This window comes from Paraburkholderia sp. D15 (assembly GCF_029910215.1).
Taxonomy (GTDB): domain Bacteria; phylum Pseudomonadota; class Gammaproteobacteria; order Burkholderiales; family Burkholderiaceae; genus Paraburkholderia.
The window spans coordinates 2,660,776-2,683,122 of sequence record NZ_CP110395.1 but is presented as its reverse complement, the minus strand read 5'-3'; the positions used below and the strand labels follow the sequence as shown (position 1 = coordinate 2,683,122).

19 protein-coding genes and 2 pseudogenes are annotated in these 22,347 nt (G+C 60.2%); 5 read left to right on the top strand and 16 right to left on the bottom strand.

Going from position 1 to position 22,347, the window contains the following annotated elements:
• Window positions 1–10: 10 nt before the first annotated feature.
• From qatC to LFL96_RS11435, 9 genes and pseudogenes are all read right to left on the bottom strand, one after another.
• Window positions 11–1,378, bottom strand: coding sequence for a Qat anti-phage system QueC-like protein QatC (gene qatC / locus LFL96_RS11475; protein ID WP_280995367.1), 1,368 nt, complete (start codon window positions 1,376–1,378; stop codon window positions 11–13).
• Window positions 1,375–2,259, bottom strand: coding sequence for a Qat anti-phage system associated protein QatB (gene qatB, locus LFL96_RS11470; RefSeq protein ID WP_280995365.1), 885 nt, complete (start codon window positions 2,257–2,259; stop codon window positions 1,375–1,377). Before qatB ends, qatC begins: the two co-directional genes overlap by 4 nt.
• Complete coding sequence (qatA, locus tag LFL96_RS11465) at window positions 2,259–3,923, bottom strand: Qat anti-phage system ATPase QatA (protein ID WP_280995364.1); 1,665 nt, start codon at window positions 3,921–3,923, stop codon at window positions 2,259–2,261. The genes qatB and qatA overlap by 1 nt, the downstream gene beginning before the upstream one ends.
• Entirely contained in the window at window positions 3,923–4,738 is an 816-nt protein-coding gene (gene istB / locus LFL96_RS11460) for an IS21-like element helper ATPase IstB (protein WP_280995363.1), read from the bottom strand. The genes qatA and istB overlap by 1 nt, the downstream gene beginning before the upstream one ends.
• Window positions 4,722–6,239, bottom strand: a complete 1,518-nt coding sequence (gene istA, locus LFL96_RS11455; protein WP_280995362.1) for an IS21 family transposase — start codon at window positions 6,237–6,239, stop codon at window positions 4,722–4,724. The genes istB and istA overlap by 17 nt, the downstream gene beginning before the upstream one ends.
• A 112-nt stretch (window positions 6,240–6,351) precedes the next feature.
• Window positions 6,352–6,816, bottom strand: a pseudogene (locus LFL96_RS11450) (antitoxin); the annotation flags it as partial.
• On the bottom strand, window positions 6,816–7,916 hold the full coding sequence (locus tag LFL96_RS11445) for a hypothetical protein (protein ID WP_280995360.1): 1,101 nt from the start codon (window positions 7,914–7,916) through the stop codon (window positions 6,816–6,818). The pseudogene LFL96_RS11450 and the gene LFL96_RS11445, both read right to left, overlap by 1 nt.
• A 275-nt stretch (window positions 7,917–8,191) precedes the next feature.
• Entirely contained in the window at window positions 8,192–9,469 is a 1,278-nt protein-coding gene (locus LFL96_RS11440; RefSeq protein ID WP_280995359.1) for an RES family NAD+ phosphorylase, read from the bottom strand.
• A gap of 218 nt (window positions 9,470–9,687) precedes the next feature.
• Window positions 9,688–10,485, bottom strand: coding sequence for a hypothetical protein (locus LFL96_RS11435; RefSeq protein WP_280995358.1), 798 nt, complete (start codon window positions 10,483–10,485; stop codon window positions 9,688–9,690).
• Window positions 10,486–10,752: 267 nt separating this feature from the next.
• On the opposite strand from LFL96_RS11435, the gene LFL96_RS11430 reads away from it, so the two are divergent.
• Together LFL96_RS11430 and LFL96_RS11425 are read left to right on the top strand one after the other, a co-directional pair.
• Window positions 10,753–11,067, top strand: a complete 315-nt coding sequence (locus LFL96_RS11430) for a helix-turn-helix transcriptional regulator (RefSeq protein WP_348638425.1) — start codon at window positions 10,753–10,755, stop codon at window positions 11,065–11,067.
• Window positions 11,060–12,346, top strand: coding sequence for a type II toxin-antitoxin system HipA family toxin (locus LFL96_RS11425; RefSeq protein WP_280995356.1), 1,287 nt, complete (start codon window positions 11,060–11,062; stop codon window positions 12,344–12,346). The genes LFL96_RS11430 and LFL96_RS11425 overlap by 8 nt, the downstream gene beginning before the upstream one ends.
• Before the next feature lie 66 nt (window positions 12,347–12,412).
• On the opposite strand, the gene LFL96_RS11420 is transcribed toward LFL96_RS11425, so the two are convergent.
• Window positions 12,413–13,387 carry a LysR substrate-binding domain-containing protein gene (locus tag LFL96_RS11420; RefSeq protein WP_280995355.1) on the bottom strand — a complete coding sequence of 325 codons (975 nt, stop codon included), beginning with the start codon at window positions 13,385–13,387 and terminating at the stop codon, window positions 12,413–12,415.
• Window positions 13,388–13,520: 133 nt separating this feature from the next.
• Between LFL96_RS11420 and LFL96_RS11415 the strand changes: the two genes are divergently transcribed.
• Window positions 13,521–14,267: an SDR family oxidoreductase gene (locus tag LFL96_RS11415; protein ID WP_280995354.1), complete on the top strand. Its 747-nt coding sequence runs from the start codon at window positions 13,521–13,523 to the stop codon at window positions 14,265–14,267.
• A 19-nt stretch (window positions 14,268–14,286) separates the two neighbouring features.
• On the opposite strand, the gene LFL96_RS11410 is transcribed toward LFL96_RS11415, so the two are convergent.
• Window positions 14,287–14,625: a helix-turn-helix domain-containing protein gene (locus LFL96_RS11410; protein WP_280995353.1), complete on the bottom strand. Its 339-nt coding sequence runs from the start codon at window positions 14,623–14,625 to the stop codon at window positions 14,287–14,289.
• A gap of 76 nt (window positions 14,626–14,701) precedes the next feature.
• Between LFL96_RS11410 and LFL96_RS11405 the strand changes: the two genes are divergently transcribed.
• Window positions 14,702–15,931, top strand: coding sequence for an MFS transporter (locus LFL96_RS11405; RefSeq protein ID WP_280995352.1), 1,230 nt, complete (start codon window positions 14,702–14,704; stop codon window positions 15,929–15,931).
• Between the two features lie 78 nt (window positions 15,932–16,009).
• On the opposite strand, the gene LFL96_RS11400 is transcribed toward LFL96_RS11405, so the two are convergent.
• The 5 genes from LFL96_RS11400 to LFL96_RS11380 all read right to left on the bottom strand — a co-directional run bounded on the left by LFL96_RS11400 (window position 16,010) and on the right by LFL96_RS11380 (window position 20,157).
• On the bottom strand, window positions 16,010–16,735 hold the full coding sequence (locus LFL96_RS11400) for an amino acid ABC transporter ATP-binding protein (protein WP_280995351.1): 726 nt from the start codon (window positions 16,733–16,735) through the stop codon (window positions 16,010–16,012).
• Window positions 16,732–17,409, bottom strand: a complete 678-nt coding sequence (gene gltK / locus LFL96_RS11395) for a glutamate/aspartate ABC transporter permease GltK (protein WP_280995350.1) — start codon at window positions 17,407–17,409, stop codon at window positions 16,732–16,734. The genes LFL96_RS11400 and gltK overlap by 4 nt, the downstream gene beginning before the upstream one ends.
• Window positions 17,409–18,149: an amino acid ABC transporter permease gene (locus tag LFL96_RS11390; RefSeq protein ID WP_280995349.1), complete on the bottom strand. Its 741-nt coding sequence runs from the start codon at window positions 18,147–18,149 to the stop codon at window positions 17,409–17,411. The genes gltK and LFL96_RS11390 overlap by 1 nt, the downstream gene beginning before the upstream one ends.
• Window positions 18,150–18,250: 101 nt before the next feature.
• Window positions 18,251–19,144 (bottom strand): glutamate/aspartate ABC transporter substrate-binding protein, encoded by an 894-nt coding sequence (locus tag LFL96_RS11385; protein ID WP_281000707.1) that lies wholly within the window; start codon window positions 19,142–19,144, stop codon window positions 18,251–18,253.
• A gap of 278 nt (window positions 19,145–19,422) precedes the next feature.
• Complete coding sequence (locus LFL96_RS11380) at window positions 19,423–20,157, bottom strand: FCD domain-containing protein (protein WP_280995348.1); 735 nt, start codon at window positions 20,155–20,157, stop codon at window positions 19,423–19,425.
• A 467-nt stretch (window positions 20,158–20,624) separates the two neighbouring features.
• Between LFL96_RS11380 and ggt the strand changes: the two are divergent.
• A pseudogene (gene ggt / locus LFL96_RS11375) lies at window positions 20,625–22,250 on the top strand (gamma-glutamyltransferase); the annotation flags it as partial.
• Window positions 22,251–22,347 lie beyond the last annotated feature (97 nt).

The following is a 22,347-nucleotide window of genomic DNA, read 5'->3' as shown; positions in this document are numbered from 1 at the left end:
GCGCGTACCCTCATCTTGGTTTCGCCTCGGCACCGTCGATGAGCCGTGCGACTTCGCCCAGGCCGCGCCGGTAGACGTCGGCAAGCTGGTCCAAGTGTGCGGCTTCGTCGGCAAGCGAGCCGGGCTTGTGGATCAAGAGGTTCGCGAGCTGAGGCTTGCTCTTCAAGCGCTCGATCGCGTACTGGAACGACCTGACCTGCACTCCTGTCGCCTGGCGTGTGTCCAACGGATGCGCATGAAGATCGGGTACCGTGTACGTCGTCGGGTCGTTCCCCGTACTCCATGCTGCCGTCAACGCTGCGCGACGGATAAGACATGGCAGGCAATAGCCACATTGCTCGATACCATGTCCTAACCATCTGGCCTTAGCAGGGGACGAACACGACAACGAATCCGTCGCCAGCTTCTTCAAGAGGTCCGGGTTGCGGCAGGCTGCGGTCATCTCACCCTTCGTCTTGTCCCAGTAAGGGTTCCGAATCTCGCCGTCGATGCCGAGTGCGACGAGCAGGTCGTTCCACCTCGCCATGTAATACGGATGCGTGGTACGGGTGCTGTTTGATCCCAACCGCAGGGGGTCCAAAGGCACATTCAGCGCGATCAGCCCATTCTCGGGGACGCGCAGGATGAAGCGGCGCCCAAGCCCAGTACCGGCGAACACCCCGAGAGCGAAGAACAGGAACGATCTGCCGCGTGTGCTGTTCTCGCCGCCGACGCCTTCCACAAGACCATCCACGAAGGTCATGCCCACTCGCAAGCGCTCGAAAGATGACTTGACGTAGTGCTTCTTCAAACTTGCGAACAGCTTGCCTTGAGCATCGCTCGTCGCGCCCTCGCCGAAGTGGCTGACCAGTAGGGGAGTGGCACCGTCCTCCAGCAGATCGATCGCTCCGATCAAGCTGTCCAATCCACCAGAGAACAGGCTGACGGAATCAAAGGGCGGAGCGATCAGACTCGGAGGCGCTACTTGGGCGATCGTCGCGAACCGATCTGGACGTGCCCTGAACCCGATCGTCCAGCGATCGCCCGTCAGGAAATCCAGAGACTTCTTGAGAGTCGGTGCCGCAGCGGCCCAGCGAGATGGATCGCCTACCGGCACGACCAGTCGTATCTCACGCGTCCACGAGTCCTGCGACTGCTCGGTGCGAGAGATGCGTGTGTCCGCCGCATGGACATGAGCGGCCAAGACCAGCAGGTCAATGCCGATCTCCGAGGGAAACACACCGATTTTCTTCAAGCTAGTCAGCGCGCCACCGATGCCATGATCCAAAGACTTCTCGCCGGCAACGAGTTGGAGGTAGGTCCTTTGTTCATCGGCGCCCGCCGTCACATCGAAGCTGTCGTCAGGACCGAAGCGGCCCGCCAGGAGTTGTCGTTTCATTGGTCCGCCTCCGCATCGCCCAGGGTTTGCAAGATTGCAAATGCAGACTCGTACAGCGCATCGACGAAACCCTGAATTCGCTCCGGCGTGAGATTCGGCGTTTCTGCACGAGCCCGCGTCAGCGCGTCGCTCACCCCGCCCCGGATGAAGTCGCGCAACTGCTGTTCGACGCGGTGCGCAGCTTGCGTGTCCGCTGGCATGGTCACGGCCTTTGTGCCAATGTCGTTGCAGATGCGGGCTTCTATCGCGTGGGTGGCATACAGCTCGAAGACTGTCTGCATCTGATCTGGTGTGAAGGTGGTTAGATCGGTGAGCCCTTCACTTGCCAGTTCAACGATAGTTTCAATGTACGCCTCGCGGGCGATGCCTTCATCGACGGTGCCCGCGCCTGGGCAGACGTAGTCGGCTAGGCCAACGAAGATTTCCGTGAGCGGTCGTCCGGCCAACGACTCCAGGTCCAGCGCCCGTAGCGCCTCGCGCACACCCCTTGCTTGTGCATCGGACAGAAAGCCAAGCAGCCGTGCACCCGCTCCGCGCGAGGCGCCCATGCGTTGGGCAGCCTGGTGCGCGCCGCCGGCCGATGTTGAGACGTATCTTGAGACTGCGCGGCCCAGGTTGGCACGGTCGCTGCCACCAGAACCGGCAAATCGCGTGAAGCTGTTGCGAGCACCGGAGAAACGCTGAGGGTCTGCCGTCTTGGGGATGGGGGGCCGGTTCGGCGGCACCGGTGGCGCGGTGCCGTCTGCCGGCGGCTGGCCGTCCGGGACTGCGCCATCGCCCGGAGGGGCTGCTGGTGCGCCCGCGCCGTCGGTGTCACCCAACCATGACGGAACAAGTGGTGTTCCGCCGCCAGGGCCGCCGTACGCCGTGGAGGTTCCCATCAACGTCCTCCCTTCAAATCCTTGAGCGCTGCTTCGGCGCTGGCCTTTAGGCCGGGGTTATTGGTGACTTTGCTCCAGTCTCCCAGCAGCTTCGTCAGGCGATCAGCGCATTCGCTGTCCTTGATGACGCCTTGCCAGCCGCTGACAGCCCAAGGCCCACACTTACCACTTGGTAGTGCCTCCAGGAAATCCATCAACCGGCTCTGGAGCCCAGGCTGCGCCTTCACAAGGACGGCGAGACCGTCGATGCCTGCAGGCCTGGTATCGAAGGTGCCCGTGCTCATGATTTTGCTGCGCACGGCCTCGAACACCTTCTCGGCTTCGGGCTGCACGAGCTGCTTTAACTCGGCTTCGTAGCCCTGGACGGTCATCTTGCCGCCGAACAGCTTCTCGACTACGCCGGCCAGGTGGCCGAGTACCGACACTGGGCCGAAGTAGTCCTTCTTGTCCTTTGTGACGAACAAGTAGGGGCGCAGATCGAGTCCTGACAGCTTCGGGGAGAGGTGCGCCCAGTCACGCACCGTCTCCGACGACTTCCACTCGTTCAACACGACGTTGTCGGAGGCAGGCACCGCTTCGGCGGCCTTTGGCCCTTTCGACTCGCTGTCCTTGCCGTCGGCCGAAACCAGGCTCTTCTCCAGCGTTTCGAGGTCTTCACACAGTCCCTGCGGATGAACCGCTGCGACGAACGCAATCTGCTCGAACAACCTCGGGATGAATCGTTCTGCGAGCATGAGCTTCGCGAGCACGGGTAGCTTGATGTCGTCGCCAAAACCGCGCGCAGTCGCAGTACGCTCGCGCAACAGCAGCGTGTTGAGGAAGCGCTTGATTTGGCGCGGGTTGCCCTTTGCGCCGCTTGCGAGGATGGGGCCGATCTGGTCGCTGAGTGCCAGCGCATTGTTTGCCTTCTCGGCTTGCTGGCCGAGCGCTGTCTTGACCGTCGCGGCATCCAGACCACCGCTGGTCCACGGCCGTTTCAGCTTCTCTCTCGCTACAGCGATCAGCTTCCCATAATTCTCGCTGTTCTCGCCGACTTCAGCGCCAGCGAGCAACAATGTCACGTAGATCCGCGTCTCGGTTTCACCTAAGGCAGGGATGCGGAACGGAACCTGTATTAGTTTTTCGAGGTAATTGCGGGCATAGTCTCGCGGCCCGGTGCTGTCGGGTAGATCTGGAAAGTGCTTGCGCACCGCGTATTCGATCATTGCCTCATCAGCCGCGACGACAAAGGCCGTTCGCGCGGTGAACACGAACAGCCGGATGGCTTCGAGCGTTTCAATGGCGGTGTCGGGCAGGCATCGATCAAGGTCGTCGATCAGGACAACGAGCTGTTTGATGCCTGCATCTTTCAGGAGCTGGTCGAATGCCTTGCGGAAGGCCTCCACTTCCTCCGGCACATTCTTGGACTCGCCGGGCTTTAGCACGGCTTTCGCCTCATGGATGGCTGTCGATAGGTTTTCTTTTGTGACGAGCTTGGCGGGGTCAGCCACTAGCGCTTCGAGCGAGCCGACGATTGCTCCGATTTGCTCGGGCGTCGGAATGCCGGTGAATGCGGTCAGGGCTAGGCCCCCGGCCCGCTTGGCGACCTTCAGCTGTTGATTTGCACTGGAAACTGACCCACTTTTTGCATCTAAAATTGACCCACCCCTGATGCTGATAAACATCAATCTGGTGCGTCGATTTCCTCCTCTTTTTGTCGTTTGGGTGAGCTTTTACGGGTTGCAGCCCGCGAAGCGGGCTGCCCCGCCGTACTGTTTTTGAAGCGCCAGGAATCGTTGCCTGTTTCCACTATATGGCAGTGGTGGGTGAGCCGGTCAAGCAGCGCAGTTGTCATCTTCGCGTCGCCGAAGACGTTCGACCATTCAGTGAAGCTCAGATTGGTTGTAACGAGAACGCTCGTACGCTCGTAAAGTTTCGAGAGCAGATGGAACAGCAGTGCACCGCCCGTTTGAGTGAACGGGAGATAGCCCAACTCGTCCAGAACAATGGCGTCGACATACATGAGACGATTTGCCAGTTGCCCTGGTTTGCCGGCTGCCTTCTCGGCTTCAAGCTGGTTGACGAGTTCAACCGTAGTGAAGAACCGGACCCGCTTTGCATGATTCTGTATCGCGTCGATACCGATGGACGTCGCCAGGTGCGTCTTTCCTGTGCCAGGTCCACCGATGAACACTACGTTCTGCGCGGACTCGCAGAAGCGGACAGTGTGGAGCTCTCGCACAAGAGTTTCATCGACGCTAGCCTGCTCGAAGTCGAAGCCGGCAAGGTCACGGTGCGCGGGGAAGCGTGCGGCGGCCATCTGGTAGTTGATTGACCGAACCTGCCGTTCAGCCGTTTCTGCTTTCAGCAGCATCTGCATGAATTTCTCCGGTTCAAAGTCACTGTGTCGTGCCTGTGCTACCAGTTCGGGCCACGCCTGCGCCATTCCGTGAAGCTTTAGCGCCTTGAGAAGTGCGGCAGTTTCATTCGACACGACCATCCTCCTCGTCGCGCATTACGCGCAGTCGTTCATAACGGTAGACGTCTGCAAGCGGTTCGACCTTGAGCGTTATTGCTGTCCTCACCCCGTCGCCCGATTGAGCCGACTGGCTTTTCAGTCGGGCAAGGATGTTCAGGACATGGTCTCCGCTGGGACGTCCGGACTCGAGCGCAAGCTCGACGGCAACCAGCACGGCCTCCAGGCCATGAACGGGGGTGGCCGCCAGGACCTGGACCATTACGCGGTCGCCACCGGTCTGCCTTAGTAGGTGTCTCTGCAGGCGAAGCATCGGTTCTGGCATCGTCAGGAACGGCGCGCCGTTTCTCAAAGAGCCGGGCTTTCGTTCCACCAAAGCGATGTAGTGCCGCCAGTCATAAAAGGTTTGGTAGCGGTCGAAGCTGCGGGGGTGGCGGGCAATTTCGATGCCGTCAGCCACCAGGCTGATGTAGGTCGGATAGCTACGCAGGCTAACAATATGATGTGCAAACTCCGTCGGCACGCTATAACGGTTCCGGTCGAGATGTACCAGACTCGTCGGCGAGACGCGCACGGGTTTCTCAATGTAGCCATCAAACGGCTTTGGAACCTGCATCAGCCGAGGGCGTTCATCCGCGAGGGCGTCTTCCACACTGAGCTCAGGCCATTGCGGATGTCTCAGTTGCTTCCAGGCCTGTTGGCAGCGTTCTGCCAGCCATATGTTCAGGACCTCAAGCGATTCCCACCGGATACCGATTGCATCGTGCCAAATCTGCCGGCGGCGGTCCTGGACATTCTTTTCAACGATGCCTTTCTCCCAGCCAGCGGCCCGGTTGCAGAACTCAGGCTCGAACAGGTAGTGGCCGCACATCGCGTGGAAGCGCGCATTGATAGCTCGCTCCTTACCCGGGCCAACCTTGTCGACGGCAGTCTTCATATTGTCGTAGATGCCGCGCCGGGGAATGCCGCCTAACGCGACGAATGCTCGTGCGTGGGCGTCGAACAGCATCTCATGGCTTTGGGTCGGATAGGCCACAAGCCAGAAGGCACGACTCGCGGCGAGCTTCATGTGTGCGACCTCTACGCGTCGTCTGAGTCCACCGATGAAGACATACTCGCAACTCCAGTCGAACTGGAATGCTTCACCATACTCAAAGGCGAGCGGCACAAAGGCGCCACGCTGCGCTCCGGAATCGCGCTCCTTCTTCCAGTTGCGCACAAAGGCAGACACGCGGTCGTAGCTCCCGTCGTAGCCAGCCGCCCGTAAATCCTCATACATCTGCGTTGCCGAGCGCCGTCCCCGTCTTGTACGCCTCGTATCGGCGACCAGCCATAGTCGCAGTTGCTCTGACCACGGGTCGACGACGCTGTTGCTGATGCGCTTAGCGAATTTCGGCTCGCTTTCCGACGGTTCGCGCAACCATCGTCGAATAGTGTTTCTCGAAAGCCCTGTCTGTCTTGCAATGTCCCGGAGCGGGACGCCATCGCGGAAATGCATCCGCCGAATTTTGGCCAACATGCTCACGGTTATCACTCCGTTCTCCTGCTTGGCGTCCAAGCAGGCAGTTGAACATGTGGGTCAATTTTCGATGCAAATTTCTAGCGGAAGTGGGTCAGTTTTATGCGCGTATCAACAGCAGGTCGAAGACGATCGACGAGTGCGGGATGTTCAGGGCCGAGATCGTGCCCTCGGTCGGCAGGGGCTGTACCTTGCCGCCGGCGAGATCCGGCGCGTCCGCCAGTAGTTCGAGGACCATCAGCGCACCGTGTTCGGTGCGGGTCTGCCAACGCCACGAGAGTTTCTTCCCGGCTTCGTTTTCGGCGCGCTCGAAGCCCATCTTCTTGAGGTTGTCCTCCAGCGTGTGATACGCCTCGGTATCGGCCAGGATTTGCAGGTCGATCACGATGTCCACGTCCAGCGTCCCCGCGTGCGCCGGTACCACAGGAGGCCGCGCGGCGACGAGATACCGCGGTGTGAGCCCACCGATCAGGTAGACCGAATCCTTCCACGGTCCGAGACCTCGCAGCAGTGTCACGAGGACACGTTCACAGTCCACTGTGTATTGGTCGCTGTAACCGTCGAGCGTTGCGGGCTTGGCCATCAGAAGCCGATCCTTTCTTTGCGGAAGTGCTCGGCCATTTCCTTGGAGCGGCCTTCGCCGCGCAACAGGTCGAGATAGATTTGGATGGGGCTGGCGAGCCATAGGCCATCGACTCTGTCGCGAAACAACAGTTCGCCCGATGACTTGGCATCAATGATGCCCAAGTTGGCGCCTTCGTTGACGACGCGCGCGCCTAGGTCACCAATCGCGGCATCGGCGTTCGCACCGATTAGCACCCGCACGCGGACCTGGGAGACGTTGGAAAGAAATGGTGCATAACGTTGCGCGGCCGCCTCGTGGCTGACTTCGTACTCGACGTCGTGCATGTCAAAGACTTCACCAATCCGCATCGCCAGCATTTCGGCCTTTGTGCCCGGCACATAGTACCGTCGCAAGTTTGGCGGGCGGATAGTGGCAAGCTGCTTGGCCCATGCGTCCAGCAAGGCCGTCGGCTCGCGAAGATGACGCTCCTTGCTGGGGCCTTGCCCACGCGCCACCAGCCAGTCGAAGCGCTCCAGTTCGGTCAACACTTGGGAGGCGGTAGCGGGCGACACAATCGCCTGCTGTGCCAGTTCCGTGACGCCAAACCAGTTCTGATGCTGCACCAACAGTGCGTGGAGCACCTGGGCGCGCCGTCCGGTAAACAGCGTGCGTACCGACTTCGCAAGGGCCTTGGGCGGCGGCTTTTCGATGTAGAGGTACGCACCGGGCGCTGGCAGGTACAGGCTGCCGCCGCTGTCGTAATAGCCGATGCGCTCGCTTCTGAGCAACTCCTTCGCGCCGGGGGAGAGGGATTCGGCGACGAGGAGCGGCAACGGCGCTTGCCCTTGCCCTTGCCCTGCAGTTCGTCCATGACTCGCTTCCCGAAGTTGCCAGGCCACTTGACGGACATCTCGGGGGAAGACGGATTTCTTGACTTCGATCAGCAAGACAAAGGACTTGCCGGCGACGTGCAGATCGACCTGGGCGTCGTATCCACGGTCGCCGTGCGTTCTCACGGGCTCCCAGTGGTCGAGGTCGGCGTCCACTTCCGGAAGCTCCTGTAGCGCGTCCACGAACTGGGTGATGAGCTGTCGTCCGGTCAGAGGAGACTCAAACATAGGCGCCAAGACCTTCTTTACTGGTCAGTAAATATACGCATTATAGTGAATATTCGGTCGAATACCAATATTTACTGTGCAGTGAAAAAGGGCCCCTTCCGGCCCGGCGTAGGTTGAACATCCGGTCGGGCATCTTGGCGTTCCGACGTAGGGTTCGTGGGCTATGCCTCGCGCCTCGCTGACGCCTGCGGCCGACTCGTCTACGTCAGTCAAGAAGACAGAGCCCACCAGTCGACTGCAACTCGATGTCAATCTTGCCAAGACCTTTACGCGCATTAACGCTCGGGTGGACTCCAATAATCGTCATCCGAATCGATCTGATCCGAACTAGTCCCCGGAATTTGGACAGGAGACGTTGAGTAGTCGACCCTTTTGACTAATACGGCTTCGACAGTATCGGGAACTACGCGAAGCGGATCTGTTGACCATCCGGTGTCAGCGTGAAATGCACCGAGCGCGCGTCCGAAAATGACGATATTTTTCCCTTCCTCGTGTTGCACGGATCCGAACACGACGGCGTCCAACGGTGGTTGATGTATTGCAGTCAGATATTCGGCTAGGACCTGTGTGGTCAGATATTCGTGTTCTTCCCCAGGACGAATCGGCGTCTTAATACGGTCGTGCAGATGGCGCAAGAGACGAAACAGCATTGCTCGATTGCGGAAATCGTCCTGAAAGTAGCTTAGCGCCATCCCGTGGGATTTCTCGAGGAGCGTGAAGTCGAGAACACGCAGCGGCCGGACGGTTCGAAATTCGACAGAGCTGACCTGTACACCGAGCGGAGGCCGGAGTTCGGCGACACAGGTCGGACGTTCGAAGGATCCATAGAAAACCGAAACGCCTTCCGGATTCATCCGCCCAGCCTTCGCGACACTTGGCGGCGGTGCATGTAGCTCGCGGGCCGGGTTGGCGGCAAATTGACGAAGCTGTTCGAGGGACGTTACTTGGCGACCGCGAAAGATTGACTGGTCTGTGAGTTCATAGATGACCGTGGGTTTGCCTTTCGAGTGCCGTTGCCAAGTGCGCAACTTGTCGACGTCTTGAAAGAGCTTGGCGAGGAAGTCTCTCGCATCATCATTGAAGAATCTGTATCCCGATTTGACGCCACGCCGGAAATGTTCCCACGCATCATCGGCGTATTCGTCGATGTTCCAGCCGGAACGGATTTCGTAATTTTCAGTGTCATCCCAGTACGGCTCATCGCCATCGCTGGGATCACCGTTGAAATTGTCGGTGAGCACTTCAAGGATCGCCGGTACCACTCGCTCCTCTGCATCCTCTCCGAGGATTTCCGTGACAACGTCGGATAGTGGATCGCCTGAGGTTTCCCCATCGTAGTGCTGGTAAGTGCCCTTGACGAAGTATTCTTCCAGGACATCGTGCACGCGCGTCGTGGCCGTCAACAGATCCCACGTTTTGCGACGTTTCCGACAGAAGTCGCACTCGTCTACTTTCCCTGTTGCTTTTATTTCTTTATCTAAATGGATGTCGTCGAGACATGTCCCACAGATTCTGCTGTCCCGATCAAATTCGTTCAAGGTGTTTTCTGTCATGGCCGAGTGTCGCCAGCTTCGGAGATCCCCTTCTGCAACACAGGCTGATCAGAAGGCCTCAAGCGTTTGCTGCAGCGTCTGGACACTATCGGACGTCGAGGCTTTGGCGCTTGCGGGGGGGGGCGTGGCGAGGAACATAGATTCTACGCCGTCTCTATATCGTAAAGAAAAGCCCGCGAGGGCGGTTCGACCGATCGTGAGCTGGGGCAGATTGGGCGTCAGGCATGTGCCGCACTGCCGGCTCGGGTACGGCTCTTCGAGGTCGTGCTGCCCGCTCGCTTCGCGACTGGCCATGCTTTCTTCGGCACAACGCCCTTCGTCGCGGTTTTGGATTTGGCGGCCGCCTTCGGCACTGCTTCGGGCTTTGCCAGCGTGAGATGTAGGCCCATCTCCTCGCTTTGGCGGTGTGCGCTGGGAGCCCGTGACCTTGAACATCGCAGCATCTGTTGGCTTTGAGCGGGCCGCGTCGGAAGGAGCCTGACCGTACTCGTGACGGTATTACCTTTGTGCAATGCTTTGCGGTACTCTTCCTCCCCGGGTGTGGTGAGGAAAAGAGGCGTTGTCTTCCATTGCAATCGACCGGAAGCCGAGAAGTGCTGGACGGATTTGTCGGCATCGCTGGCGGTATCGTTGCAATGCCAACCCGCGGAAAGGCCGTCTACACAAGGCTCCAGCCCAATGGTTGACAATCGAGTGGGAATAAGCGGTAAAAAAATTATCAATAAAATCAGATGACTTATGGGGATTGGCACAGAGTTTTTCTTGCCAGCCATTTCTCTATAAGTCTTTGATTTCAAAAAAGTCAGGCGTGGTGCGGGTTTGAGGGCATATCGAGGGCTCGTGGTTGGTGACGGTAAAAGGCATGCCGACCACGAGAACGAGAAACGATGCTCGCCGAATGTGCACTGCGAAACCTCAAGCCCGGCACAACCCTGTGCAAGATCGCCGACCGCGACCGCATGTCCGTCGCAGTATCTCCGGCGGGCACCATTTCCTTTCGATTCGAGTTCCGTCATGACCGATACGGCATGCCGTCGAAACGCCATGCGCCATTCTCGGCTTCGGAATGCGGTTGGCTGCCTGGGTTAGCGCAGTGCAGCCTCGCGACGGCTTGCCGCCCCTTTGTCAGCGTGGATCTGACTAACTCCAATATATTGTGGTTATTTGCGAAATTTGACAGATAAAGCACAAAATTAGGGAATTAATCTATCTTGAATAAGAGTCTCGTTAACTCTATAATTTTGGGTGTTAACTGCCAAAAAACGGGGTAAACACCCACTATGCTGGATTTAACCTTCAGCAAGCCCAGCGAGGTCGTGACTCGCCTGTGCGACCGCTTGCGCAGAGAGCGCCTGGCTCAGGACATGACACAGGCCGATCTGGCCGGCCGTGCCGGCATCGCAACCAACACCGTGTCGAACCTGGAAGCCGGGCGCAACGTCGGCTTCGAGGCCGTCGTCCGGGTAGCGATGGCGCTTGGGAGGACGAGGGAGCTCGAAGCGCTGTTCCAGCCAAAGCTGGACAGCATCGAGGACATCCGCCGCTACGAAAAGACGGCCAATCGTCTCCGCACCAAGAGGAGGCCCGGCAATGCTTGAGCAGGTGAACGTCTTCTACGAGGGCTGGGGGGAGCGCTGGCATTGGGGCACGCTGATCTCCACGACCGCCCTCGGCAGTCGCCCGATGATCGCGTTCGAGTACAGCAGCGAAGCCAGACAAAGGGGCCTGGAACTGTCCTCGTACACGCTGCCGCTGCAGGGCCCCAACTTGCGGCGAGATTTCCCGGACCATCAATTGCAACTACCAGGGCCCGTCTACGACGCCTTGCCGGACGGTTGGGGCATACTGCTGATGGACCGCATGTTCAGGAGCCGTGGGCTGACCACGGCGCGCGTTGGGCCCCTGGAGCGGCTGTCCTATATCGGTAGGAATGCGATGGGGGCCATGACGTTCGAACCCGTGTTGCCTGAAGGGGCGGAGCCGGGCGTCCACATTCCGATGGAAAAACTCGCCGCGCAAGTGCAGGAGGTGCTCCATGGAGAAGGTGGCGCGTTCCTGCAGTCGTTGCTGCTGGTGGGCGGTTCGCCCCAAGGCGCAAGGCCTAAGGCCCTGGTCTATCGCAATCCCCAAACCGGTGGCTTTACCACGGCGGTGACACCGGGATTCGAAGCCTGGTTAGTCAAATTTCCCGCGAAAGAAGAACATCTCGATGTGTGCGCCATCGAGATGGTCTATGCCGAATGCCTGCGTCGATGCGGCATCGAGACCCCGGATACGCGGTACTTCAGTTTGCCAAATGGGCTGGCGGCGTTTGCCAGCAAGCGCTTTGATCGCCACGATGGATTGCGCATCCCCATGCAGAGCCTCGCTGCCTTCACGGGTGCCAATTACCGGACGCCGGGGGCGTTGGACTACGTCACCTTCTTGCGGGCGACGCAGATGTGCACCAACGACGTACGACAAATGGCGGTGGCCTTCGAGCGTGCCGTCTTCAATGTTGCGTTCAACAACCGGGACGATCATCCCAAGAACTTCGCCTGCATCATGGCGCGAGAGGGGCAATGGAGGCTGGCGCCGGCTTACGACGTGACCTTCTGCGAGGGACCCGGAGGCTATCACCAGATGGACGTGATGGGAGAGGCGCTGGCGATTTCTCGCGCGCACCTGCTTCGGCTTGCCGAGGAGGCGGAGGTGTCGCAGGGCGATGCCGGCGTGATGATCGACAGGATGTGCGAGGTGGCCAGCCAATTTGCAGACATTGCCCGAAGCCTGTACTCGGGGGTGATTACTCGAGACACCTTGCGCATGATTCAAAGGCGCATCGACCAGAACGTGGCGCTGCTACGCCAAGGTCACACGGACCGCGCTCGCCGGTGAAGACAACCCGGCGAGTGGACGGTCCGGCAGTGTTTTCACAGCTCGCCCGATGGACTGCCGCTTCCATCATCTCTTTCGACGCAGTTTCGTCCGTCCTTTCTCTTCCGCCACCGCCAGCTCACGCGCGTCGAGCACATAGTCGCGCGATCCGGCCAACCGTTCGACGCTGAGGTCGATAAAAGCGCGCACCCTCGAAGGTTGCGCGGGCCGGCTCCCGTAATACAGATACACGCTCATATGATCGGTCGCATGCGCCGTGAGCAGCGGCACCAGGCGTCCCGCGCGAATCAACGGCGCCGCCGACAGCCCCGACAACAAGCCGATCACCTGACCCGACAGAACAGCCTCGGTCTCCAGTTGAGCATCGTTGGTCGACAGAGCCGGCGGCAGATCATGACGGATCACCTCATCGTCGACGCGCAGCAGCCATGGGAGCACACGGCCGCTACCCGGATGCCGGAACACGCTGCAACGATGCGAGGCCAGTTGCTCGATCGAATCCGGTGCGCCATGCCGGGCGAGGTAAGCCGGCGCGGCGCAGACGATCAGCTGCAGCGCAAACAGGCGCCGTGCGCTGAGCTCGTCCTCCAGCGTCGCACCGATGCGAAAGCCGATGTCGATCCGGTCCTGCACCCAGTTGCCGATGCGATCGTCGAGCTTGATGTCCGGCTGGACCTCCGGATGATGCCGGCAGAACTCGTCGACCAGCGGCCAGAGCACCGGCAGGAACGAGTACTTCGGTGCGACGATGCGCAGCGGTCCGGCGATCTCGTCCTTCGCGATGCGCACGCGATCGATCGCGCGTTCCTGCGCCGCCAGCGCCGGCTGCGTGGCCTCGAGAAATTGCTGACCTTCATGCGTGAGCGCGATGCTGCGTGTCGTGCGATGCAACAGGCGCACGCCCAGCCGCTTCTCGAGCGCCGCGAGGGCCTGGCTGGCAGCCTGCGGGCTGACGCCCTGGGTCGCCGCGGCGCGCCGGATGCTGCCCAACTCGATGGCCCGGGTGAAGATTTCAATCGCGCGAACGTCGCTGATGGACACGGCGCCTCCCAAAATTTGCGTGCGCCCAGTATCAACCTGAACTTGCTATTGGAGCAAGCCGGAGACGGCTACTGGATTGACAGTGGACTGCCTAGAATCGGCGGGCATCACTCAACACAACCAGGAGCGCTCCATGAGCGGGAACATCGAAGGGAAGGTCATTGTCATCACCGGCGCCAGCAGCGGACTGGGTCTCGCGGCCGCGCGTTTCCTCGCCGCACGCGGCGCGCGCGTGGTGCTCGGCGCGCGGCGCATCGACCGTCTGCGGGAGGTGGCCGAGGAACTTAACCGGCCAGGGCCTCGCGCGCTGGCCGTTGCCGTCGACGTGACCGTGCGCGACCAGGTCGTGCAGCTCGTCGACAGGGCGGTGCGGGATTTCGGTCGCGTCGACGTCGTCGTCAACAATGCGGGGCTCATGTCGCTCGCGCCGCTGGAGCGCCTGAAGGTCGACGAGTGGGACCGCATGATCGACGTGAACCTGAAGGGCGTGCTGTACGGTGTCGCGGCCGCTTTGCCGCACATGCAGCGTCAGATGTCGGGGCATATCGTCAACGTGGCGTCCGTGGCGGGCCACAAGCTGATGCTGAACGGCGCGGTGTACAGCGCGACCAAGCACGCGGTCAGGGCGGTGTCGGAGGGGCTGAGGCAGGAGGTCAAGCCGTGGAATATCCGCACCACGGTGATCTCGCCGGGTGCGGTGGATACGGAACTGCCGGGCGGCGTGAGCGAGCCGGATATCGCGCAAGGTCTCGGCGTGTTCTATGAAGCCAACGCGATATCGGCCGAGTCTTTTGCGCGAGCCGTCGCATTCGCGATCGATCAGCCCGAGGACATGGACGTGAACGAGATTCTGTATCGACCGACGCGCCAGCTTCCTTGAATGTCCCCGGACGAATCGGTCAGGGGCCACGCAGAGCGCGATTGAGATCGTTGAGCAAGCGCTCGATCATCACGCTATTCGGTTTGTAGTACACCCAGTTCTTGATCTTCTTCGAGGTCACCAGTTCTGCTTTCGCCAGCGCCTGCATATGCGTGGTCACGGTGGGCTGACTCAAGCCGATCTTCTCCGTGATGAAACCGACGCAGACGCCGTCCTTCACCAGGTCACCGTCCCGCTGCGGCGGGAAGTGCTTTTTCGGTTCGGTTAGCCAGATCAGTATGGTCAGGCGGTGACGGTTTGAAAGCGCATTAAGCGCCTCCTGCAGCGAGCTCTCAAACAGGCTGTCCGGTTTCTGCATGGTGCGGATTGTCCTTGACGCGAGATATCTATATTGTACTCTATCTATATAGATATTTATCGATACAGATCCCGTCATGGCGACTCACGCAGCGACTTCAGGCAACGCGCAGCCGATCACGCGCACCATCAGCATCGCGGTTGTCTTCACGCTTTTCGTGGCGATCGTGTTTGGCTTCGGGCTGTATCTTTTTGCCCTGGTCGTTCCCGTGATGCGGACGCGTCTCGGGTTCGAATATGCGGCGATTGGAATCGTGACTGGCGGCGCGCAAACCGCTTACCTCGTGGCGGCGCTTCTGTGTCCGCTTGTCGAGCGCCGTTTCGGGAGAGGGCAGGTGATCGTGGGCGCCGTCGCTGCCGCGGGGGTGTTGCTGCTGCTCTTTGCGGGAGTGCGCAGTGTCTTGCAGACCGGGTTCGTTCTCGCCGGACTCGGCGCGGCCGCGGCGTTCATGGTGATTCCGACTGTCGGCGTCATCTCGGCCTATGTTCCGTCAGGCTACCGGTCCCGCGTCAACGGGCTGATATCCAGCGGTACGGCCTATGGGCAAGTCGCGAATGGCGTGCTGGTGCCCTGGCTTTTGCCGGGCTACGGATGGCGCACGATCTGGCTTGTGGCTGGCTCGGCATCGCTCGTTATCGTGCTGCTCGGTTTTGTGGTTCTCCGATTGTTTGCGTCGCAGGTTTTTGTCAACGAAACGGCGCAGAGCGTGGAGCATAACGTTGCATCCGGCGACCGGCGTCGCTTATGGACGCGTAGCAATCTCACTGTCTGGACATTGCTGGGACTGAGCGGGATGGCGTGTGGGCCGTGGCAAAATTATCTCTCGAGCTTTCTGTCCGTTGAGCGAGGTAGTTCGCTCGAAACGATCGGGCAACTCTGGTCGATTGTCGGTGTGATCGGGCTTTTCAGCGGATTCGCGGCAGGCATGGCGGCTGACAGGATCGGCGTGCGAGTCGCACTGGTGTTGTCCTATGCGGCGCTGGCTTCTTCCGCTTTTCTGGTCGCTTTTCGTTCCCAAATCTGGCAATTGCAGTTGGCCGCGATGTGTTTCGGCGTGTCGTTCTATGCAATTTATGGCTTGATTCCGGCCTATATCAGCAAGACGGTCGATGCTCGATCGGCGACGACGGTGTTTGCGGTTGCCAACATCTTTCTGGGTCTCGGCACGACACTGGGTAATGTCGTCGGCGGATATGTTCCGAGGTGGTATGGATCGCTTCGGGGTGTATTCATCGCCGCGTCGGTGCTTGCATGCGTGGCGATGGCACTCACGATGATGCTGCGCGATGAACGAAAGGCCGATTGATCGATCGTGTTCATTCGAGAGAAGGGTTTTTCGCGGCCGGGCGACATAATGCGCCCGGCCCGCAAAGCCCTTCCACCCTCAATGCAGAATCTTCGCCAGAAAATCCTTCGCCCGATCCGACTTCGGATTCGCGAAGAAATCTTCCTTGCGGTCGTCCTCCACAATCAAACCCTTGTCCATGAAGATGACCCGATGCGCGACCTTTTTCGCAAAGCCCATTTCGTGCGTCACGCACATCATGGTCATGCCTTCCTGCGCGAGTTCGACCATCACGTCGAGCACTTCGTTGATCATCTCCGGGTCGAGCGCCGAGGTCGGCTCGTCGAACAGCATCGCGATCGGATCCATCGACAACGCGCGCGCAATCGCCACGCGCTGCTGCTGACCGCCCGACAATTGCCCCGGAAACTTGTCCGCATGCGCGCGCAGGCCCACGCGCTCCAGCAGCTTGAGCCCCTTCGCGGTCGCTTCATCCTTCGAGCGGCCGAGCACCTTGACCTGCGCGAGCGTCAGGTTCTGCACGATCGACAGATGCGGGAACAGCTCGAAGTGCTGGAACACCATGCCGACCTTCGAACGCAGCTTCGACAGATTGGTCTTTTTATCCGTCAGCGACTCGCCGTTGATCACGATCCCGCCCTTCTGGAACGGTTCGAGACCGTTGACCGTCTTGATCAGCGTGGACTTGCCCGAACCCGACGGTCCGCACACCACCACCACTTCACCTTTTTTGACTTCCGTCGTGCAGTCCGTCAGCACCTGGAACTGGCCGTACCACTTCGAAACATTCTTGATTGAGATCATCTTGCGACCTTTTTCTGAAGACCTTTGACGAGGCTCGACGCGATCACGCAGACCACGAAGTAACACGCGCCCGCGAACAGTACCATTTCGATATTCGTACCGTCACGGTCGCCAATATTGGTGGCGGTGCGGAAGAAATCGGCGAGGCTGATCACGTAGACGAGCGACGTATCCTGAAACAGCACGATGCCCTGCGTGAGCAGCAGCGGCACCATCGCGCGGAACGCCTGCGGCAGCACCACCAGACGCATCGCCTGCGCGTAGTTCATGCCGAGCGCGAACGACGCATTCACCTGCCCGCGCGGCACCGCCTGGATGCCGGCGCGGATGATTTCCGAGTAATAGGCCGCCTCGAACAGCGAGAACGCGACCATCGCCGACGCCAGACGGATGTCGATGTCCGGCGACAGACCCAGCACGTTCTGCAGCACCTGCGGCACGATCAGGAAGAACCACAGCAGCACCATCACCAGCGGGATCGAACGGAAGATCGTCACGTAGCCTTTGGCGAACCACTCGAAGGGCTTGAACGACGACAGCCGCATCATCGCGAGAAGGGTGCCCCAGATGATGCCGAACACGATCGCGATCAGCGTGATCTTGAACGTGACGATCGCACCGGTCCACAGCGTGGGCAGCGCGCCCGCAATACCGCTCCAGTCGAAATGGTGCATTACTTGCCTCCGATATAGCCGGGCAACCGGGTTTTCGCTTCGACCCAGCGCATCAGTTGCATCACGACCAGATTGATCAGCACATAGGCGAGCGTGACCGCGATGAACGACTCGTACGTCTGCGACGTGTAGTCGACCAGCTGACGCGCCTGCGCGGACAGATCCAGCAGACCGATCGTCGAGGCGACCGCCGAGTTCTTGAAGATGTTCAGGAACTCCGACGTGAGCGGCGGCACGATGATCCGGTAGGCGACCGGCAGCAGCACGTAGCGATACGTCTGCCACTGCGTGAAGCCCATCGCGAGACCGGCCGCGCGCTGGCCCTTCGGCAACGCGTTGATGCCCGAGCGCACCTGCTCGCACACGCGCGCGGCGGTGAAGAGCCCCAGACACAGGATCGACGACGAGAAGAACTGCGCGCCCGGCGGCAACTGCTTGAACCAGTTGCCGATGGAAACGGGCAGCAGCTCCGGAATCACCAGATACCAGATGAAGAACTGCACGATCAGCGGGATGTTGCGGAACACCGCGACGTACACCGTGCCCGCGCCCGACGCCCATTTATTCGGCACCGTGCGCAACACGCCAAAAATCGAACCGACGATCAGCGCGATCACCCATGCCGACAGCGACACGGTAATCGTCACCCAGAAGCCCGACAGCAGCCAGCCCAGATAGGTGGTCGGCTCGCCGGTGGAGACGGGGCTGAGCAGAATGCCCCAGTTCCAGTGATATGACATGACCAGGACTCCAGCAAAAACCAGCAAAAACCGGCAAAAAAAAGCGGAAGAAGCACGCGCCCCTTCCGTTCCTTGCAGCGTTTCAGAAAAACCGCCCGGATTTAGTCGATAGCCTTGTCATTCGGGCTCTTGAAGAGCGCCTTCATGTCATCGCTTTCCGGGAAGTTCAGGTTCAGGCCCTTCGGCGGAATCGGCGATTCGAACCACTTCTTGTAGATCGCGTCCGCTTCGCCCGAGGTTTCGACCTTGGCAATCGCGTCGTCCACGACCTTCTTGAATTCCGGATCGTTCTTGCGGATCATGCAGCCGTACGCTTCGTGCGATTGCGGTGCGCCGACAATCACGAAATCGCCCGGGTTGTTCGACTTGGCGCGTTCGCCCGCGAGCAGCGCGTCGTCCATCATGAACGCGGCGGCGCGGCCGGTGGACAGCGTCAGGAACGACTCGCCGTGGTCCTTCGCGCTGATGATGTTCATGCCCATGCTCTTGTCCTGGTTCATCTTGCGAAGCAGGCGCTCGGAGGTGGTACCGGCGGTCGTGACGACCGTCTTGCCCTTCAGGTCGGCGAAGTCCTTGATGCCGGAGTCTTTCTTGGTCATCAGACGCGTGCCGATCACGAAGATCGTGTTCGAGAACGCGGCCTGTTGCTGACGCTCGGCGTTATTCGTGGTGGAGCCGCATTCCATGTCGACGGTACCGTTCTGCACCAGCGGAATGCGGTTCTGCGACGTGACCGGCGTGAGCTTCACCTTCAGGTTCGGCATGTTCAGCTTCTGCTTGACGGCTTCCACCACCTTCAGCGCGAATTCCTGCGAGTAGCCGATGACATTCTGCTTGTCGTCGTAATACGAGAACGGGATCGACGATTCGCGATGACCCAGCGAAATGACGCCCGTGTCCTTGATTTTCTTCAGTGTGCCGGCGTCCTGCGCATGCGCCGAGGCAATCACCGCCTGCGCCCCGAGTAGCGCAACGGTCAAAATCAGTTTCTTCATCATGCATTTCACCTGTCTGGTACGAGTAGTACGTTGCTGCGGTAAACAAGTTAGCCATACTGAGCGTGAGATGGTCAGTACATCATCGAACTTGTGACGATTCAACCTGCGTCGCCAATCCGGCGGCAGTAGCAATCTTGCCTTGTATTGCCGAGCATGCGCCTGCGATTGCGGATCGCAAATATAACGTATACAAACTAGACTTTAAAATAGCCGGCGGTAAGTGATTACCCTGGAAAGCGACAGGTGAACGCGTTAGGGGACGCGGGGAAGGCGGGTCAGACGAGTTTCTTCACGCGAAGCAGCGAACAGTGCCACGCATGAGTCGACTCGATGTGCTCGATCATTTCTGTTCTTGCGCGATCCGGGTCGTGCGTACGTAGTGCCAGCAGCAACGGATCGTGGTCCATCGACTGCGTACCGACGGGTTGCACGAGCGGCGGCAACGCCTGATAAAGGACATTGAATTCTTCCTGAATCGCCTGTTCCTGTTCGATCAGGTGGCGCGACCCCGTGACTTCGGCAATCAGCACGTGAAAGCGGGCATCGGCCGAGCGCCGTGCTTCGACATCGGAAAGGGTATCGACGAAACCCTGTGCCGCCTGCTCGATCTGGCGTAGTTGCGCATTCGACGCGCGAAGCGCCGCAAGAAAACATGCCTCGCCGGATATCGCGCGCCGCCAGTCGCTGAAGCTACGCAGTGCCGCGCTGCTGATCTTCGTGACGCGCCCCATGTCGTGCAAACGCTCGCGTACATCCGGTGCGATGAACGTGCCGCCCTGGCGACCCCGCGCCGTCGAAACCAGCCCGAGTTCCTGCAGCACGACGAGCGCGTTGCGCAGCGTCATCCGCGCGACGCCGAACGACTTCGCCAGTTGTGTCTGATCCGGGAGCCGGTCGCCGGCCTTCAGGTCGCCCGAGGTGAGCGCATCGAGAATGCGCTCGACGATCGCTTCGGGGGCGCTGCGGCTGCTGATTGTCTGATCGAGTCTCGTGGGAAGTTGGTCGGGCATGCGTCGAAACCAGGTGCGATTACGGAATGGGTGAAGTATCGCATGACCGCTGGACGCCGGATGCGCGTCGAACCTTGCCCGGCGCGTTGTCGTCAGGCGGCATCACCCGGCAGCCGTTTCGATAGCCAGGGAAATTACTCGCTTGGCATCATTTTTTATAGTCTATAGTCTAGACCTAATATTTTAAAGAGGAGTCTGCACGAAGGTGGTTGTCGCACGCGATACCAGCGAGGTAGGGGAGTAGGACGGGGCTCGTCCCCAGGAACCCGTCCCCGTCTAGTTGTTATTTGAATAATCCGGATTACTGATAAGTGAGAGTGAAGAAGATGATGGAAGGAAACACCCGTTCGATGGCCGGTCTGCTTGGGGCCGGCCTCGTGGCCTGCCTGTCGTTGAGCAGCGCGGTTGCCGGTACGCTCGACGCCGTGGCGAGCACGCAGCGAAGCACGCCTGCCTTGCTGACCGCCGCCGCCTACGCGGTGCCGGACAAGTACAGCGCCGCGGCGGCACAACAGATCATGAAAATGGGGGGCAACGCCGTCGATGCCGCCGTTGCGATCGCGTTCACGCTGGCGGTAACGTATCCGGAAGCGGGGAATATCGGCGGCGGCGGTTTCATGACGCTCGCGGTGAACGGCAAGCCTTACTTTCTCGACTACCGCGAGCGCGCGCCGCTTGCGGCGACGAAGGACATGTATCTCGACAGGAACGGCAACGTGGTCGATGACCTGAGTCTGGTCGGCGGCAAGTCGGTCGGCGTGCCCGGCACGGTCGAGGGAATGTGGGAAGCGCAGCGGCGCTTCGGCAGGTTGAAGTGGTCGCAGGTGATTGCCCCGGCGATCCGCTACGCCCGTGATGGTTTCATCGTCGACGAACAACTCGCGCAGCGCGCGGCGGATGCATCGAAAGCGTTCGGGAAAAGAACCAACTTCGACCAGTACTTCGGTTCGCTGAAAGCCGATCAGAACTTCAGGCAACCGGAACTGGCGGCCGTGCTCGAACGCATTTCGAACGAAGGCGCGCGGGGCTTCTATACAGGACAAACCGCCGATCTGATCACCGCGAAGATGCGGAAGGACGGCGGCCTGATCACGAAGCAAGACCTCGCGCAGTACAAAGCGGTATGGCGGCAGCCCGTGCTGGGAAGCTGGAACGGCTATCGGGTGATCACCGCGCCGCCGCCGAGCTCGGGCGGTATCGGCTTGCTGCAGTTGCTGAAGATGAAGGAGGATCTGAAGCAGAACTTCGACGGTGTCACGCTCAATTCGCCGCAGTACATCCATCTGGTGGCCGAGATCGAGAAGCGGGTCTTCGCGGATCGCGCGCAATACATCGGCGATCCAGACTTCTACAAGGTTCCGGTCGCGCAACTGACGGACGACACGTACCTGGAAAAACGCGCGGCCGAGGTGAATCCGACGCAGCCGTCGGATACGCAGTCGGTCAAGCCAGGACTCGGCACCGCGCTGCCGCTGCGTTCGATGCCCGAGAAGTCGGAGACCACGCATTACTCGGTGGTGGACAAGTGGGGCAACGCGGTGTCGAACACCTATACGCTGAACGGCGGCTTCGGTTCCGGTGAAGTGGTGGACGGCGCGGGTATCGTACTCAACGACGAGATGGACGACTTCTCGTCGAAGCCGGGTGTGCCCAACATGTTCGGCGTGGTCGGCAGCGATGCGAACGCGATCGAACCGGGCAAGCGTCCTCTGTCTTCGATGACGCCGACGATTCTGACGAAGAACGGCAAGGTCGCGCTCGTGATCGGCACGCCGGGCGGTTCGCGCATCTTCACGTCGATCTTTCAGGTGATCAGCAATCTGTACGACTTCCGGATGCCGCTGCCCGATGCCGTCGCGGCGATGCGCTTCCATCATCAACTGCTGCCGCCGAATACGATTTTCTACGAGCCGTACATGCCGATCACGGGCACGCTCGCGCAGCAGATCGAGGCACGCGGCTACAAACTCGCCGATCAGCCATTCTCCGGCGACATTCAGGCAATCCAGATCGTGAACCGTACGCCGATCGCCGCCGCCGATCCGCGCGGGCGCGGTGTGGCCGGCGAATTCAATCCGGACGCGCACAAGTAAAACATCTCTGCCGCAAGTCAGGCTTCCGCACTCCGCTGGGCGGCGTCGGATGCTTGACCTTCAGCAACACCAACGCCGTCGACCCGAACGAAGCAGC

Bases quoted from the DNA above. Each gene is read 5' to 3' on its own strand.
- LFL96_RS11440 (WP_280995359.1), bottom strand. From the start codon at position 9,469: ATGACAGAAAACACCTTGAACGAATTTGATCGGGACAGCAGAATCTGT.
- LFL96_RS11400 (WP_280995351.1), bottom strand. From the start codon at position 16,735: ATGATCTCAATCAAGAATGTTTCGAAGTGGTACGGCCAGTTCCAGGTG.
- qatC (WP_280995367.1), bottom strand. From the start codon at position 1,378: ATGAAACGACAACTCCTGGCGGGCCGCTTCGGTCCTGACGACAGCTTC.
- LFL96_RS11415 (WP_280995354.1), top strand. From the start codon at position 13,521: ATGAGCGGGAACATCGAAGGGAAGGTCATTGTCATCACCGGCGCCAGC.
- gltK (WP_280995350.1), bottom strand. From the start codon at position 17,409: ATGCACCATTTCGACTGGAGCGGTATTGCGGGCGCGCTGCCCACGCTG.
- LFL96_RS11445 (WP_280995360.1), bottom strand. From the start codon at position 7,916: ATGTTTGAGTCTCCTCTGACCGGACGACAGCTCATCACCCAGTTCGTG.
- LFL96_RS11380 (WP_280995348.1), bottom strand. From the start codon at position 20,157: ATGCCCGACCAACTTCCCACGAGACTCGATCAGACAATCAGCAGCCGC.
- LFL96_RS11410 (WP_280995353.1), bottom strand. From the start codon at position 14,625: ATGCAGAAACCGGACAGCCTGTTTGAGAGCTCGCTGCAGGAGGCGCTT.
- qatB (WP_280995365.1), bottom strand. From the start codon at position 2,259: ATGGGAACCTCCACGGCGTACGGCGGCCCTGGCGGCGGAACACCACTT.
- LFL96_RS11390 (WP_280995349.1), bottom strand. From the start codon at position 18,149: ATGTCATATCACTGGAACTGGGGCATTCTGCTCAGCCCCGTCTCCACC.
- LFL96_RS11425 (WP_280995356.1), top strand. From the start codon at position 11,060: ATGCTTGAGCAGGTGAACGTCTTCTACGAGGGCTGGGGGGAGCGCTGG.
- LFL96_RS11435 (WP_280995358.1), bottom strand. From the start codon at position 10,485: ATGACGGAACTCGAATCGAAAGGAAATGGTGCCCGCCGGAGATACTGC.
- LFL96_RS11405 (WP_280995352.1), top strand. From the start codon at position 14,702: ATGGCGACTCACGCAGCGACTTCAGGCAACGCGCAGCCGATCACGCGC.
- qatA (WP_280995364.1), bottom strand. From the start codon at position 3,923: ATGTTTATCAGCATCAGGGGTGGGTCAATTTTAGATGCAAAAAGTGGG.
- LFL96_RS11385 (WP_281000707.1), bottom strand. From the start codon at position 19,144: ATGAAGAAACTGATTTTGACCGTTGCGCTACTCGGGGCGCAGGCGGTG.
- istB (WP_280995363.1), bottom strand. From the start codon at position 4,738: ATGGTCGTGTCGAATGAAACTGCCGCACTTCTCAAGGCGCTAAAGCTT.